General features: G+C 44.7%; 16 protein-coding genes. All 16 read right to left on the minus strand.

The genetic code is table 11. The features are described 5' to 3' along the window. Nucleotides 1-5: 5 nt before the first annotated feature. The 16 genes from NE665_RS01010 to NE665_RS01085 all read right to left on the minus strand — a co-directional run bounded on the left by NE665_RS01010 (nucleotide 6) and on the right by NE665_RS01085 (nucleotide 13,349). Entirely contained in the window at nucleotides 6-383 is a 378-nt protein-coding gene (locus tag NE665_RS01010; RefSeq protein ID WP_117441522.1) for a hypothetical protein, read from the minus strand. Nucleotides 384-513: 130 nt separating this feature from the next. Further along, a complete protein-coding gene (locus tag NE665_RS01015) occupies nucleotides 514-1,137 on the minus strand; it encodes a ribonuclease HII (protein ID WP_117441521.1) in 624 nt (207 codons plus the stop codon). Further along, entirely contained in the window at nucleotides 1,121-1,987 is an 867-nt protein-coding gene (gene ylqF / locus NE665_RS01020) for a ribosome biogenesis GTPase YlqF (RefSeq protein ID WP_117441520.1), read from the minus strand. Before ylqF ends, NE665_RS01015 begins: the two co-directional genes overlap by 17 nt. Then, a complete protein-coding gene (gene lepB, locus NE665_RS01025; RefSeq protein ID WP_117441519.1) occupies nucleotides 1,977-2,570 on the minus strand; it encodes a signal peptidase I in 594 nt (197 codons plus the stop codon). Before lepB (NE665_RS01025) ends, ylqF begins: the two co-directional genes overlap by 11 nt. Before the next feature lie 3 nt (nucleotides 2,571-2,573). Next, on the minus strand, nucleotides 2,574-3,176 hold the full coding sequence (lepB, locus tag NE665_RS01030; RefSeq protein WP_117441518.1) for a signal peptidase I: 603 nt from the start codon (nucleotides 3,174-3,176) through the stop codon (nucleotides 2,574-2,576). 56 nt (nucleotides 3,177-3,232) lie between these two features. Further along, nucleotides 3,233-3,574 carry a 50S ribosomal protein L19 gene (rplS, locus tag NE665_RS01035; RefSeq protein ID WP_347285915.1) on the minus strand — a complete coding sequence of 114 codons (342 nt, stop codon included), beginning with the start codon at nucleotides 3,572-3,574 and terminating at the stop codon, nucleotides 3,233-3,235. Between the two features lie 275 nt (nucleotides 3,575-3,849). Then, a complete protein-coding gene (locus tag NE665_RS01040) occupies nucleotides 3,850-4,437 on the minus strand; it encodes a hypothetical protein (RefSeq protein ID WP_117441517.1) in 588 nt (195 codons plus the stop codon). A gap of 53 nt (nucleotides 4,438-4,490) precedes the next feature. Then, the gene (locus tag NE665_RS01045) at nucleotides 4,491-4,658 is read right to left on the minus strand and encodes a hypothetical protein (protein ID WP_178760141.1); all 168 of its coding nucleotides are present in this window, start codon (nucleotides 4,656-4,658) and stop codon (nucleotides 4,491-4,493) included. A gap of 330 nt (nucleotides 4,659-4,988) precedes the next feature. Beyond that, complete coding sequence (gene trmD, locus NE665_RS01050; protein WP_117441516.1) at nucleotides 4,989-5,726, minus strand: tRNA (guanosine(37)-N1)-methyltransferase TrmD; 738 nt, start codon at nucleotides 5,724-5,726, stop codon at nucleotides 4,989-4,991. Then, nucleotides 5,723-6,226, minus strand: coding sequence for a ribosome maturation factor RimM (gene rimM / locus NE665_RS01055; protein WP_117441515.1), 504 nt, complete (start codon nucleotides 6,224-6,226; stop codon nucleotides 5,723-5,725). Before rimM ends, trmD begins: the two co-directional genes overlap by 4 nt. Before the next feature lie 36 nt (nucleotides 6,227-6,262). Beyond that, nucleotides 6,263-6,511, minus strand: a complete 249-nt coding sequence (locus NE665_RS01060; protein WP_002608914.1) for a KH domain-containing protein — start codon at nucleotides 6,509-6,511, stop codon at nucleotides 6,263-6,265. Nucleotides 6,512-6,517: 6 nt separating this feature from the next. Then, nucleotides 6,518-6,790, minus strand: a complete 273-nt coding sequence (gene rpsP / locus NE665_RS01065) for a 30S ribosomal protein S16 (protein ID WP_002608913.1) — start codon at nucleotides 6,788-6,790, stop codon at nucleotides 6,518-6,520. Between the two features lie 414 nt (nucleotides 6,791-7,204). Next, nucleotides 7,205-9,886: an Ig-like domain-containing protein gene (locus NE665_RS01070; protein WP_117441514.1), complete on the minus strand. Its 2,682-nt coding sequence runs from the start codon at nucleotides 9,884-9,886 to the stop codon at nucleotides 7,205-7,207. A 592-nt stretch (nucleotides 9,887-10,478) separates the two neighbouring features. After that, entirely contained in the window at nucleotides 10,479-11,348 is an 870-nt protein-coding gene (locus tag NE665_RS01075; RefSeq protein WP_117441698.1) for a GNAT family N-acetyltransferase, read from the minus strand. A gap of 215 nt (nucleotides 11,349-11,563) precedes the next feature. Continuing rightward, nucleotides 11,564-12,874, minus strand: a complete 1,311-nt coding sequence (locus NE665_RS01080; protein ID WP_233104493.1) for a hypothetical protein — start codon at nucleotides 12,872-12,874, stop codon at nucleotides 11,564-11,566. Further along, nucleotides 12,867-13,349 (minus strand): RNA polymerase sigma factor, encoded by a 483-nt coding sequence (locus NE665_RS01085; RefSeq protein WP_117441512.1) that lies wholly within the window; start codon nucleotides 13,347-13,349, stop codon nucleotides 12,867-12,869. The genes NE665_RS01080 and NE665_RS01085 overlap by 8 nt, the downstream gene beginning before the upstream one ends. Nucleotides 13,350-13,562: the final 213 nt, after the last annotated feature.

The raw sequence follows: 13,562 nt of genomic DNA on the forward strand, positions 1-13,562 counted from the left end.
TCCATTCACCCCTTATCTGCAGCCAGTTCATGGAGATCTGCTATCAGCATATTCTCCTTTTCATCATAGGCTGCGTTGATTTTCAGCCCGTTGATCGGCTGATTGATCATACCGGAAATCTCCTCGATGATCATTTTGTTGCTGATTCTTGCATACCCTTTTCCAACAGACACCTTATGCAGCTGATCCATAGATACCAGATGCAGATCAATTTCCCGTTTTGTAACGGGACGTATTCCTAATTTCAGGCAATCCTTATCCAGTCCGATCATGGCCCATCGCACATCCTCAAAATAAGAGGCAGCGCTGCTGTTCAAGGTAATGTTATTCGGATACAGCGTCAATACAAGCGTATATACATTGCCTTTCACCCATGTAAACATCCTGCCACCGCCTTTCCTTTTCCTTATCCATAGTATAGTACGATTTTTCTTATTTTGCAATACATTTTTGTATACTTCTTATTTTTCTTATTATTCTTTACAGTTTTAAAAAAAGCAGCTCTTACACTGCTCAAATATCCAGTACCAGCTGTCGCATGGCAGCTACCGGACCATAGCTTTCGCGATACAGACCCTTCACCACACCATATCTGTGCAGTGCCTCTATATGAGCCTTTGTCGGATAGCCCTTATGCCGTGCAAAGCCGTATTGCGGATACTGCCGGTCATAGGCCTCCATCATACAATCCCGTGTAACCTTGGCCAAAATACTTGCGGCTGCTATACTGACACTTTTCTGATCTCCCTTGACAAGGGAAATCACATCCCGTTCGTTATGAGGAAGCGGCATGGCATCCGTCAGTATACCATCCGCCTGTGCAAACATGTCGCTTAGATCCTGCATCGCCTGCTGTGTCGCACGGTAGATATTCAGCTCATCGATGATCTTCGGCTCAATGATTCGTATATGATATTCCAGCGCCTGCTGCACCACCTCATGAAAAAGAGCCCTTCGCTTCTTATCACTCAGCTTTTTAGAATCATAGATTTCCGGATGGGTATACCCCGGCGGAAAAGCAACGGCCGCTACGACAAGAGGTCCGGCTATAGGACCTCTGCCTGCCTCATCAATACCTACGATGCAGCGTTTTCCCTGCTGCCACCATGCCTGCTCATACTCATTCGCTGTCTGCATGCGGCATCTCCCATGTAATTCTTCCCAGCTTATCATCCCGCAGCTCACGCAGAAAGGTTTCAATGGTACGCTTTTCGTCCATTTCCCCCTTACGCATGAAACCACGCTTTTGTGCAATCCGCTCCAGCATGACATAAGGATCCTCACACACTGCTATGTCATAGCGCTGCTGCAGCGCCTCCTTATGGTTCGCAATCAGATAGCGCATCGCCCAGGCGGCGATCTCCTCCAGCGGCAGGATTTCATCGCGGATGGCTCCTGTGATAGCCAGCAAAACGCCGACAGTTTCATCCTCGAATTTCGGCCACAGTACCCCCGGAGTATCGAGCAGCTCCAGATTCTGGTTCACCTTAGACCATTGCAACGCCCTTGTCACACCCGGACGATCTCCGGTGACAGCCACCTTTTTTTTCGATATCCGGTTGATAAATGTGGATTTACCAACATTCGGTACGCCGACTACCATTGCACGGATGGCACGGGGACGGATGCCTCTTCGCTTCATGCGTTCGATTTTTGCCTGCATGAGCAGACGGCTTTCTTCCACGATTTTGGGTATGATATTCTCCTTCAGAATATCCAGTGCCACAACGCGTGTGGTATCATTCTCCAACGCACTGCACCAGAGTCTGGTTGCCGCTGCATCCGCCTTGTCCTTTTTGGACAGCACGATCAGCCGCGGCTTGTTCTGACACAGCTCTTCAATCATGGGATTCTTACTGGCGCTTGGAATGCGGGCATCCCGCAGCTCGATCACCATGTCCACCATGTTCAGTTTTTCCTGCATTTCCCGCTTCGCCTTGGTCATATGACCCGGAAACCATTGAATGCGTATTTTATCATCCGCCATTGCCTACATACCTCGCTTTCGAAAACGGCTGGTAAACGAATACGCCTCTGGCGATGATCTGTTCCCGCCGAAACGGCCCCACAGCATCATTTCTTGAATCCAGAGATTCATTGCGGTTATCTCCAACCAGCAGATATTCATCCTTACCCAGCTTTTTTGATGTATAATCCTGTGTAAAATAAAGCTTATTCGTACGTTTTTTCACCTGTTCCACATAGCTTCTATCCAGAAACGGTTCCTTTGTTGCCTTTCCATTGACATACAATACGCCCTCACGGTAGCTGATGGTTTCCCCAGGCAGACCAATCACACGCTTGACCCACAGATCATCGCTTCGATATTCTCTTGCGACAACAACATCAAAGCGTTTGATTTCCCCAACATAATTTGCCGCCATATTGATGATTACCGATTCCCCCTCCTGCAGCGTTGGATACATGGAGGTACCACGCACTTCCTCTTTACGTGCCACGAAGACCAGAATGATCATTGCCGCAACCACGGTTATCAGAATCAGCCGGGCGAAGTCAAGGATAGTATATACAATGTCCAGATTGCTTCTGGTTCTTTTGTTTTTGTTCATATATTATTCCGCCACTCTCATTTTATTAAACGGCAGTACAATGAAAAAATCCACTGCCTTGATATCTGCGCGCCGAAAGGGACCCAGCTCCCGGGAGTCCTTGCTTGCATAGCGATTATCCCCCAGCAGAAAGTATTCATCCTCTCCCAGCTGCACCTCGTCAAAATCCTCTGTGAATTTATAATTTTCCGTCAATCGGATACTATCCGCATAGTCATTATCAAGATAGGGCTCCTGAATTGCTGAATCGTTGATGTATACCGTATCCCCGCTGGCCCGAATCCGTTCACCGGGCAGACCGATCACACGTTTCACCAAATAGGTATGCGCTTTTTTCTTATCGTAAACAATTACGATATCTCCGCGCTTGATTTCCTGAAAATGACCGGAGAACGCGTTGCCGAAGCCAAATTCTCCTGTTTTCAGCGTTGGATACATACTGCCGCCCTGCACACGCAGCGGCCGCACAAGATAATTGGCTGTCAGATACACGAGCACAAAACAGACGAGGAATATTTTCAGCAATGAAAACAGGTTGGAAAAAATCACGCCTGACAGTGATTCATGTTCTTCCAGTCTGTGTCTGTCCTTCTCCTGCTTCTGCATCGTACACCCTCCAGCCTAAAAATAAAAAGTCGAGCAAGACCCGACTTTTTTCCAGCTTAACGAACTTCTTTAATACGAGAAGCCTTACCAGAACGTCCGCGTAAGTAGAATAATTTGTTTCTTCTAACCTTACCGTTACGTACAACTTCGATTTTTTCAACAATTGGAGAGTGAATCGGGAATGTTCTTTCTACACCGATCTGGTTAGAGATTTTACGAACAGTGAATACTTCGTTGATTCCTCCACCCTGTTTTGCGATAACCAATCCTTCAAATACCTGGATACGGGATTTGTCACCCTCTTTGATCTTAACGTGTACACGAACGGTACTACCTGATTTAAAGAATGGGACATCTTTCTTCAATTGTGATTTTGTTACTTCATTTACTAACTGCATGTTCATAATAATGGCGCTCCTTTTCTATTCATCATAACGTAGAGGCTCTTGAATCATACTGTTCAGCGGAACCGCGTGCCATAAAGGCTTATATATGATATCACAGATCTGGGATATTTGTAAATACTTTTTGATCCATTTTTTTACAGTGGTAAAGAAGAAGTCGTTTTCAGAAAGGTCGGGTCCTTTCTGCTATTATCATACCATTTTCACCAACTAAAAAAAAGGAGAATGCCGAATTTTACAAAGAAAATCCGAACTGCTCTCCTCCTTTTTCAGCCGACACTCTCCAGCATTTCCAAATAGGCGAGCATTTGCGAAATATCGTCCCCAATCATCGTCCGCTTACTGCGCTCGATCTGCAGATTTTTTCCGGTCATAATATAGGAAGGAAACAAGCGGATATCCCCGTCCATCCAGATGCTGTTGCGCAGCTTGTAGGTGGAGCCGGCAGGAATGTGTGCCGTATGATTGCGTCTGGCAATCATGGTATGCATACGTATCGCAACATCCCCCATCAACATGATTACACGCAGATTTTCAAATAGCTTCAGCTCTTTCTCCAGAATGACAGAGCTTTCCTGCAGCTGCTGCTTGGTAAAGCCCTCCTTTGGCTTTGGCAGTTTGCAGGCATTGGTTACGTAAATCCCCCGTGCAAGCAGATAAGCAGGTTCCGAATCCGAAAAAAACGAGCGCAAAGACACAGCATATTCACCTTCTGTATCCCCATAAAAATCATCTTCATCCCGGAATGGTGCGCATTCATTCACCATTACCACGCGTATGTGTTCAGGCAATATCTCTATGTCATTCATAGCCAGCGCCGTATGGGAAACCTGCTCCAGATAGCTCTTCATGTTCATTTTGAACCTCTCCTTTTTCCAAAGTATAGCATGCCTTCTAGGACAGCGTATTGTCATATCCCAAAAAAGAGTATATAGGAAGTATCTGTTGCACACCGCCGATCCTTTGCACCATGGATAGCAGCGCATTCTCTCCCCTCCAACAAGGCGATGGTATTCCCCCATAGCTGATCCATACACAGAGCCTCTTTTTCTTCAAACCACTTGCTTACCTCTGTCATTATACAAATAGCCTCATCAACAAAAAGCTTCCTATTCTACATAATCATCAGGTCATGAATGAATCATGCTTTAGCATAAGTAAACGAGAATATGTATCGACATATGGGGAATACATGTCCAGTCTGTGCTTTCTTTCTCCACTTTCAAATCCGTAGCAAGGCAAGGCACGCATATCCATTTCTCATTTTTCTGTTATTCTATGTGAGATACCATATCTCAGATTCATTGTCCCCTATATGTACCTCATCCCCTGATAAAGCAGACAATTAGCAAACATTTTATTTGTGCAGCGAACCAATATACTCCATAAAAAGGCAAAGGATTTCTTTTTATCCTTCACCTTGTTCCTTCTCAGTTTTTATTTCATCCAAAAGCTTCAATTCTTCTTTCGTAAACACACGACCCTGTAATAAATCCGGACGTTTCTCCATTGTCTTCTTCAACGATTCCTTCAACCTCCATTTACGGATATTGGCATGATGTCCACTCAGTAAAACATCCGGTACCCGCATCCCCTCATATTCGATCGGACGGGTATATTGCGGATACTCCAGCAGCCCGTTTTCAAAAGAATCATCACTGTGACTTTCCTCTTTGATAACGTGATCCAGCAGTCGTATGACCGCATCGGAAATCACCAGGGCAGCACCTTCTCCTCCGGTCAGTACGAAATCTCCAAGAGATACCTCCATATCCACAAAGGAACGAATGCGCTCGTCAAAGCCCTCATAGTGTCCGCAAAGAATGATTAAATGCTTTATTTCAGAGGCAAAACGGTGCGCCAGCCTTTGATCAAAGCGGTTCCCCTGCGGTGTCATCATAATGACGAAGGATTCCTCCGTGCGTACCGATTGCAGGCAATCCACAATCGGCTGGCAGGACAGCACCATCCCCTGCCCGCCACCACACGGCGTATCGTCCACATGGTTGTGGCGATCTAATGTAAACGCCCGAAAATCCACCGTTTCAAATTCCACAAGCTGCTGTTCGAGTGCGCGCTTGATTATGGATGTGGAACGAAAGCTGTCAAAAAACTCAGGAAACAGTGTCAGCACGGTTATCTTCATACAAGACCCTCCATCAGTTCCACCTTCATCACCTTGTTTTTCCGATCAAACTCCTTGACAAAGGCTCTGACAAAAGGAATCAGAATATCCTTATCCTTCGTTTTGACACGCAGGATTGCATTGGCTCCGGTTTCTATGATTTCGCTAACTGTCCCCAGCTGTACACCCTCCAAATCATAGACCACGGCATCCTGCAGTTCATGAAAATAAGCTTCGTATTCATTCAGCTCCTGCAGCTCCTCTTCCCGTATGGTCAGCATGCTGCCCTTCCAGCCTTCCACCTGATTGATATCATCATAGCCTTCAAATTTGACAAGCAGTTGTCCCTTGCTTTCACGTACATGCTGCACCTTCAGATCCAACTGTCCTTGCGCCAGCTGCAAATGCACAACTGCTCCCTTATGAAATCTCAGCTCTGGAAAATCCGTAAGCACCTTGACCTTCATTTCACCGCGAAGACCATGTGTATTAACAAGCATACCGATATTGATTTCTTTCATATGTTCTACCTCCAAAAAAAGGATGCGAAAGGCATCCTAATATGATTCAAACTTGATGGTGACTCTCTTATCTTCTTTTCTTGATGCCACAGACATCATCTGACGAATAGAAGAAGCCATCATGCCGCGACGTCCGATCAGGCGGGCAACATCATCACTGTTGGCATATACATACAACAGAATTTCATTATCCTCCAGTGTCGGCATCATTTTGACAGATACATTGGTCTTATCCTCAACCATCGGTGTTACAAGATCCAACAATACTTTTTCGTAATCGATCATACTCTTTTACTTAGCGTTTTTTTCTTCGTGCAGACGTTTCATGATTCCTTCTTTAGAAAGAATGTTACGAACAGTATCAGAAGGCTGTGCCCCTTCTTTCAGCCATTTTGTAGCCAGCTCTTCGTTCAGCACTACGCTTGCAGGATTTGTTGTTGGGTTATAAGTACCGATGATTTCGATAAAACGTCCATCTCTAGGTGCGCGGGAATCCGCAGCGACAATTCTGTAGAAAGGTTTTCTCTTGGAACCCATTCTCTTTAATCTTAATTTTACAGCCATATAATTTCCTCCTATTGGTTATTTTCTTAACATTACCTTGATAAGTATACCATAGATTATCCACCTGTCAAGGTTTTTTACTTGACACCCTTGTTTTTTTTATGCTTGTCGTATGTTCTCTTATAGATTCTCTGTCAGGGAGAATGATAAAGAACAGCTTTGATAAAGCACAGTTTTAACAACGAGAACTTTCTCAAAGGTAATCAGCGGCTCTGATAACTCTGGAACTATAGCTTTTACTTCTCAATCGGTAATATACATCCTCTGCCTATGGGAAGTGCTGCACCCTGATCCTTTCCTGCATTGCTTTGCTGTTCAGGTACAGTTAATAGACGGTAAAACTACATGATTCTTATGTAAGCAGAAAAAAGCAGCTAGTACACTGTGCTGCTTTTCGTCTTGTCATCATTACGTTTATTTCTCCATACCTTTTCTGTGCTTTTTCCGAAGCACAAGTGCCATCAGGAGTATGGCTACTGCTGCCACTGACAGCCATAAGGCTTCATTTTGCATATCGGCTGTGCTGACAGCATCGCTCTTCTTTTTCACTGAAGCCTCTGTTTTTTCATGTGAAGAGGATGGCTGTTTCAAGTCAGTAGCCGGCTGCTCTGGTTGCGTGTTTGGCTGCTTCTCACCCTCAGGCTTGTTTGTTGGCTGCTCTGGCTGCTCTCCCGGATCCTTGCTCGCATCTGCTTTCTTTTCTGCAACCAGTGCATATACTGAAAATTGATCTGTGGAAAAAGTCAAGGTTCCATCCGCATTGGCATGCAATGGAAGCTTTGTGATTTTGCCATCATGCAGTCGCACCATATAATAGCTTGTATCCTGCTGTGCGGTTCCCTGAGGCAATATGATGGCATAGGAAATCGGCTGTTTCAGCTGCTTTATTTCCCCCAGCAGGACTCCATCATCACTCACAAGGTGAAAGCTGAAGTCAAAATATTGCAGGGCAGTATGTTGAGCGGCCGCTATATTTGAAAGATAAGCCTGTATGATATGCAGATCCCCTGGATCGATTTCCTCTTCCCTACGCACATTGGCGTTTGCGGTCAGTGTGATAGCTTTCCCCTCATTCATCGCCTGTAAAACAGCGTTTCTAGTTACCTCATCCAGCACCTCCGCTGCGATTTCTCTTCCCTCCGCTATATCGGAAAGGATTCCGTCAACCGTATTCGCGATGATGTCCTGTGAATTTGCATCCGCAATACCTGCCTGACTTTCGTTAGATGGCTTCGCTGGATCAAGCGGCTTGATGTGCGGTTCCTTAACTTCATAGACAGACACATTACAGCTCGCCGTCACATGATCGATTGTTGCAGTAATCGTGCTGGTTCCATTTGCAACTGCAGTAATACTGCCATCCGCTTGCACAACAGCGACCGATTCATCAGAGGATGTCCAGGTGATTTGCTGCTGGTCTGCATCCGAAGGCAATATCTCCGCTTGCAGCGTATACGTATCCCCTTTTTTCATCAGCAGGTCCTTCTGCATTTTGATTTCCTGTACCGGAATCGGCCGATCGACAGTTACCGTTATGGTTTTCTGTGCATACAGCTTCGTTCCGTATCCATACATGGTCACCGTGACCTCAGCACTTCCTTTTTTATCCTTGCTCTTCAAGCAGCCATTGCTGTCAACCTCTACAATACGTTCATCACTCGAACTCCATTCTATTTTATTATATGGAATCTTCTCCCCCTCAGGCACAACGCTGATCTGCAGCTGCTTCTGTGATGCCGGCTCCATTACAACGCTTTTCAGGTCAATATCAATGACCTTGCCCTCCACTTCCTGTGAATAGACCACACCAGATTTTGGATCCGTCAGTTTCCCACTTATCCTCGCCACACCGCTGTTCTTCGCAACATAATACGCAGCATCCTTGCGTTGCTCAACGGAAATAATACGCTCATCACTGCTACTCCACTGTACGACAGGCTTCTCTATATCCTTATCCAGCATCACAATGGTAGCGCTCAGCATTTTCTCTTTATCCGATCCGCTGTTGTATAGCGTGGAAATCGAAAACCGAAAGTCTCCAATACTTTGATCTGTTACATTCATATATTCATCACACACTGATTTTATTGTGACATTTGCATACGTGCCTCCAGAAATCACCCTGTATGGATATGTTTCGTTCCAGTAATTCGCTGAAAGATCGATCGTTCCTTTATTAAAATTGCAGCGTGCCGCATAGCCTGCAGAGCCTGACAAGCCATTCTCTCTTACGATATAATTTTGATTCACAGTAATCGCTGCAGCCTCTGGAGTATTTCCTTTGGGAAGGTAGATTCCATCCCCTTGACTCCCCTGTGCACCTGTCCCGGTGGTACCATCCTTATTCCAATTCAGAATATGATTTTCCGTAATTGAAAGCAATCCATTCACTGTCATGCTCCCCAGCTGAATTGTACTGTGATTGACATTTCCTATATAATTCCCGGTAATATACATCGTAGTAACCGGTAGCGTTGAATAGACACCATTTGTCGCATACCCATCTTCCCCAATGTTATTGATGTAGTTGTTTTTTATTTCGACAGTTTGAATGGTCTCATCATAACCACAATTGATATGTATCGCAGAAGTGCTTTGATCTGCGATATCCGTTATCACGTTATTCACAATTCTTATTGCCCCGCTCGATTTGATTGGAGCACCCCATCCAACGATATTGATCCCCTTGCCATGCAGAGTCAGTCCATTGATTTCCAAGGAGTCATCGCCCAAAAGACCGTTGACCTCTATACCACCGGTTAGAATGGTTTCCTCGTTGCTTCTGGCTTTGCCGTTGCTATAGGCACTGACATTTGCCTGTGCTCCCCTCAGAAAAATCGTACGGGAAGAAGTATTCGATATCTTCAGCGACTCACCATAGGTCCCTGCCGGAATTTCAATCGTACCGGTTTCTCCAGCAGCAACAGCATTTATCGCTGCTTGAATGGTATCATAGGATTCCCTTGTATCTTGTTTTATCAATACGATTTTCTTCTCAGCCGCATGAATTAACCCCAAATCCTGAGCCGAAAGAAACAGAAAGGCTGACAGCATTACTGTCATCACCAGCTTTACAGCATTAACACATCTTTTCATTGCAGTACCTCCCTTTTATTTCACAAGGTATACAATTCAAGACATCCATAAAACCATAGAATAATAGCTATAATTTGATGTCTATCGAGCAGTTTTATCAAAAAATGCACAGATTTTAGAATGTCTCATACAGTATACATTATTAAATACCACATTTATATACTACCCTGCTTTTGATGATTTTGCAATCGTTTACATCGATTTCTATTTAAAAACTTATTTCTAATGCGTGATGCTTTCACAGAGACACTGCATACCATGCACAGCCTCTTGCCTGTATAATATAAAAAGCGTTCCCTCTGTCATACGCTGCCCAGGATCAAAGGAAGCATCCTCATTTTCCTTCAAGCTAGGAGATAGCATAAAAGCAAATGATCAGGAAACGAAAAACAGAGGAATCCGAATGCATCAACAAAGTGCTGGATTCCCCTTTTTATAAACAGCTGCAGGTCGCAGGGAATCAGCTTCCCCCTTTAATTCCTCTTAACTACTCATCCCCACCTAGCCATTTGCGTGCTGCAAGCGTCTTTTTAAGAAGCTCCTGCATTCTTCATTCGCTGTTTCTTATTCATCCGCAAATTGTATAGAACTTTCACTGCTTTTCCAGCAAAAACATACACATTTTACAATCCAGCGTAAAGCCGCATTGTATCAGATTTTTCCGGATAGCGATATTATGATCATCAATTTCTCCAATCAGCTTATGAATATCATTTCGCCAGGCCATGTCCAAGGCCTTTTGCAGCAGCACACTGCCAAGCCGCCTTCCCTGATAATCGGAATGCACGCCGATATATCCGATTCCTCCAATATCATCCAGCAGCCGATTGACACTGATAAAGCCTGCTGGACGCCGGTTGATAAACAGAACCTGAAACAAGGTATCACTTTCTTCATCATCCAGCAGCTCCTCCATTTGCTTTTGAACTGCCGGATACAGCCCCAAGCAGGTATGCTCTTTTTGCAAATACAAATCCAGCGTGGTCCTGCTTGCACTTACCATCAGCTCCAGCAGATTTTCCTTCGTCAGCTGCTTTGCCGGCACAAACTCATAGGGATATACATTCTGTTCAGCGCTCATCGCCGTGTAGCTTTCCCGCTTGATTTCTATGGGAAACCAGCGCTTTAATGCCCGATAGAGGAGCGTATGATTGATCTTGTCTGAGTACAAATCAATACGCCACTCTCTGCTTCGATCCAACCGCTTGACAACATCCCCCACAAACTGATCTGCCTCACTCTGTTCTACATCCTCCAGTGTCAGATTGCCGATATAGGATAGCTCATCATAAATAACTGCTCTGGCAACCACCTGCTCCCTGCGAATCATCACATAGCATTGCTGCAAAGACAGCTCCTGTCTGCTTAATTTCTGTTTTAGGGAACGATTCTGTTCCTCACTGCTGGCAGGCATTGCTGTCATAGATGCTACATACTGCTCTTTACAAATCTCTGTTTTCATTTTTTTGTCCTTTCCTTTCATAATTTGCTGCGTAGGAAAGAAAAAAGCATCCCAAGGGATGCCCAGAACTGCACTAGTTATCAACACGGCAATCTGTATCTTTCCTCAGTTTATACGTTCTGAATGTATTCATACAGACCACCTGCCTTTCTCGTTTTATAGCGTACCTTCAAGGTACAGCAATAGCATAGCATATTCACGTGTGTTTTTCCAGATTATTTGTGAAATTCAATCAAATACGTTTGATTGAGCACCAATGTATGATCATCCAGAGGATACGCAAAGAGGACTGCTGTCTCATCGCTCAATAATTTCGAGTCCAAATGAACCCATCGTTGCTGTGATGCAATATAGATGTCCAAAGCATCGTTTAGCGTATTCTCACTGATATAAAAGCCATTATACGGATACAATATGCTGTCACCTGCACGCGTATTTTTGGGAAGTGGAATCAACTGCTTTTCCTGTGTCCGAATATTCAATAATTCGATGGAGGATCCCTTTTCTCGATACAAATAGTCACTCACAAAGGGAACTGCACATTGGTAGTCCCTGTATTCTGTCCATGTATCTTTACGGTAATCATATACGATCGGATAAAAAGCTTCGATCGTATCATCCACCGCATAGCTCTTTGTAGTAATGATGCCGGTATCTCCAGCCATACGCAGCTCATTTCCCAGCAGGTAGCCAGGTAATTGCTTCGTATCCAGCATGCGGCGGGTATTTTCTTTCCTGTCCAGCAACACCCATTGCGCTTTTGTTTTTTCCTCTGCCCACCCCTGTGCCAAAGCATACGTGCGGTACAGCAGAAATCGCCCTGACGTACTGCTTTGTACGGTATTGGCATAGATATGCCTTCCGGCATCTGCTTCAGCAGCATATGCATAGGACAAATCTCCAATGGATTGAACCTCAGCTGTTTCAGGATCGATGAGATAGGCATTTTGAAATGCTTCCTGCGCATATCCAATAACCAGCCTTTTGTCCGCTAGTACGCTGAACGACGAATCCGGTATCCCATTTTCCTCTTCTCCTCGCAGATATAAAGGAAGGTACTGGTTGTGTAGACGAATATATTGTAATTGTACGCTCACGGTGCCATTCTCTACAGGCAGCTGCAGCTCCATACTTTCCTTACATACAGAATTCCCTATAACGTCTCCTTTTTCATATACGGTAAACGTATCTTCCTCCGCAATTTTTTCTTCCGGCAGCTTTACATAATATCGGCAGTTGGCATCCAGACAGGTAATTTCATTGAGCGCTTGTACAGAAACAGGGGCTTCCTTCACCTGTGCTTCTTCCTGTTCATCAGTAAACAGTGATGAAAGCCAATCACGTACCGATTCGCTGCAGGCAAAAGCAGTGCCAAAGGAAAGCAGTGCCAGCAGCATGATCATCGCAAATCGCCATACACAAGCTCTTTTCCTTCTTTGGGAGGAAGCTATCTGATCCAGCAGTTGATTTTTCCAATTCTGCTGACAGTGGATATCATCAAAGCCCGTAAATTTTCTCTCACGCATCCTTCTCACCTCCCAAAAGTCTGCGCAGATCCTCTTTCCCGCGCCGCATCCAGGACTTCACAGTATTCTCACGTGCATTCATAAATATACTGATTTCCCGTATGGAATAGCCTTCGTAATAATATAGATACAAGACATTGCGATGATTAGGCACAAGCTCCATCAGCTCATACAGCTCCCTGCGCTGCCGGTCATCCTCCACCTGTGCAAAGGCTTCATCCAGCTGAATCCGATGCCTTCTCCAGAATTTTCGATGCTCATCTGCGCATGCATGTATGGTTGTTTGAATCAGCCAAGCCTTAACGTGCTGCACATCGTGAAATTCCATTGTCTGTGTATACAGCTTTAAAAAGACAGTTTGAAAAATATCCTTTGCATCCTGCTCATTTCCCATCCGCAAATACGCAAGACGGGTTACGGTATCCGCAAAGGCTTCCATGACTTCTTCAAACGTCATATCTGCATAAGTTTCCATGCCCTGCTGACCTCCTCATAAGGAATTCCATCCCCTCTATTATAAACACGATTATGCAGGCAGAAAAGTTGCAGAGAAAAAATATTTCAATCCCTGTGCTTCCCATCATTGCATAATTACAGACTTCTTCGCAAGCTGCAACATACCATACAGAATATTGATTTTAGCTGCAAGGCAGAGAATCATGCGCTATGTTTGTTTTCCTTGCTGATA

Source organism: Clostridium sp. DFI.1.208 (assembly GCF_024463855.1).
Classification (GTDB): domain Bacteria; phylum Bacillota_I; class Bacilli_A; order Erysipelotrichales; family Erysipelotrichaceae; genus Clostridium_AQ.

Excerpts from the sequence above, each read along its gene's own strand:
- NE665_RS01010 (WP_117441522.1), bottom strand. The coding sequence starts at position 383 with ATGTTTACATGGGTGAAAGGCAATGTATATACGCTTGTATTGACGCTG.
- NE665_RS01015 (WP_117441521.1), bottom strand. The coding sequence starts at position 1,137 with ATGCAGACAGCGAATGAGTATGAGCAGGCATGGTGGCAGCAGGGAAAA.
- ylqF (WP_117441520.1), bottom strand. The coding sequence starts at position 1,987 with ATGGCGGATGATAAAATACGCATTCAATGGTTTCCGGGTCATATGACC.
- lepB (WP_117441519.1), bottom strand. The coding sequence starts at position 2,570 with ATGAACAAAAACAAAAGAACCAGAAGCAATCTGGACATTGTATATACT.
- lepB (WP_117441518.1), bottom strand. The coding sequence starts at position 3,176 with ATGCAGAAGCAGGAGAAGGACAGACACAGACTGGAAGAACATGAATCA.
- rplS (WP_347285915.1), bottom strand. The coding sequence starts at position 3,574 with ATGCAGTTAGTAAATGAAGTAACAAAATCACAATTGAAGAAAGATGTC.
- NE665_RS01040 (WP_117441517.1), bottom strand. The coding sequence starts at position 4,437 with ATGAACATGAAGAGCTATCTGGAGCAGGTTTCCCATACGGCGCTGGCT.
- NE665_RS01045 (WP_178760141.1), bottom strand. The coding sequence starts at position 4,658 with ATGACAGAGGTAAGCAAGTGGTTTGAAGAAAAAGAGGCTCTGTGTATG.
- trmD (WP_117441516.1), bottom strand. The coding sequence starts at position 5,726 with ATGAAGATAACCGTGCTGACACTGTTTCCTGAGTTTTTTGACAGCTTT.
- rimM (WP_117441515.1), bottom strand. The coding sequence starts at position 6,226 with ATGAAAGAAATCAATATCGGTATGCTTGTTAATACACATGGTCTTCGC.
- NE665_RS01060 (WP_002608914.1), bottom strand. The coding sequence starts at position 6,511 with ATGATCGATTACGAAAAAGTATTGTTGGATCTTGTAACACCGATGGTT.
- rpsP (WP_002608913.1), bottom strand. The coding sequence starts at position 6,790 with ATGGCTGTAAAATTAAGATTAAAGAGAATGGGTTCCAAGAGAAAACCT.
- NE665_RS01070 (WP_117441514.1), bottom strand. The coding sequence starts at position 9,886 with ATGAAAAGATGTGTTAATGCTGTAAAGCTGGTGATGACAGTAATGCTG.
- NE665_RS01075 (WP_117441698.1), bottom strand. The coding sequence starts at position 11,348 with ATGAAAACAGAGATTTGTAAAGAGCAGTATGTAGCATCTATGACAGCA.
- NE665_RS01080 (WP_233104493.1), bottom strand. The coding sequence starts at position 12,874 with ATGCGTGAGAGAAAATTTACGGGCTTTGATGATATCCACTGTCAGCAG.
- NE665_RS01085 (WP_117441512.1), bottom strand. The coding sequence starts at position 13,349 with ATGGAAACTTATGCAGATATGACGTTTGAAGAAGTCATGGAAGCCTTT.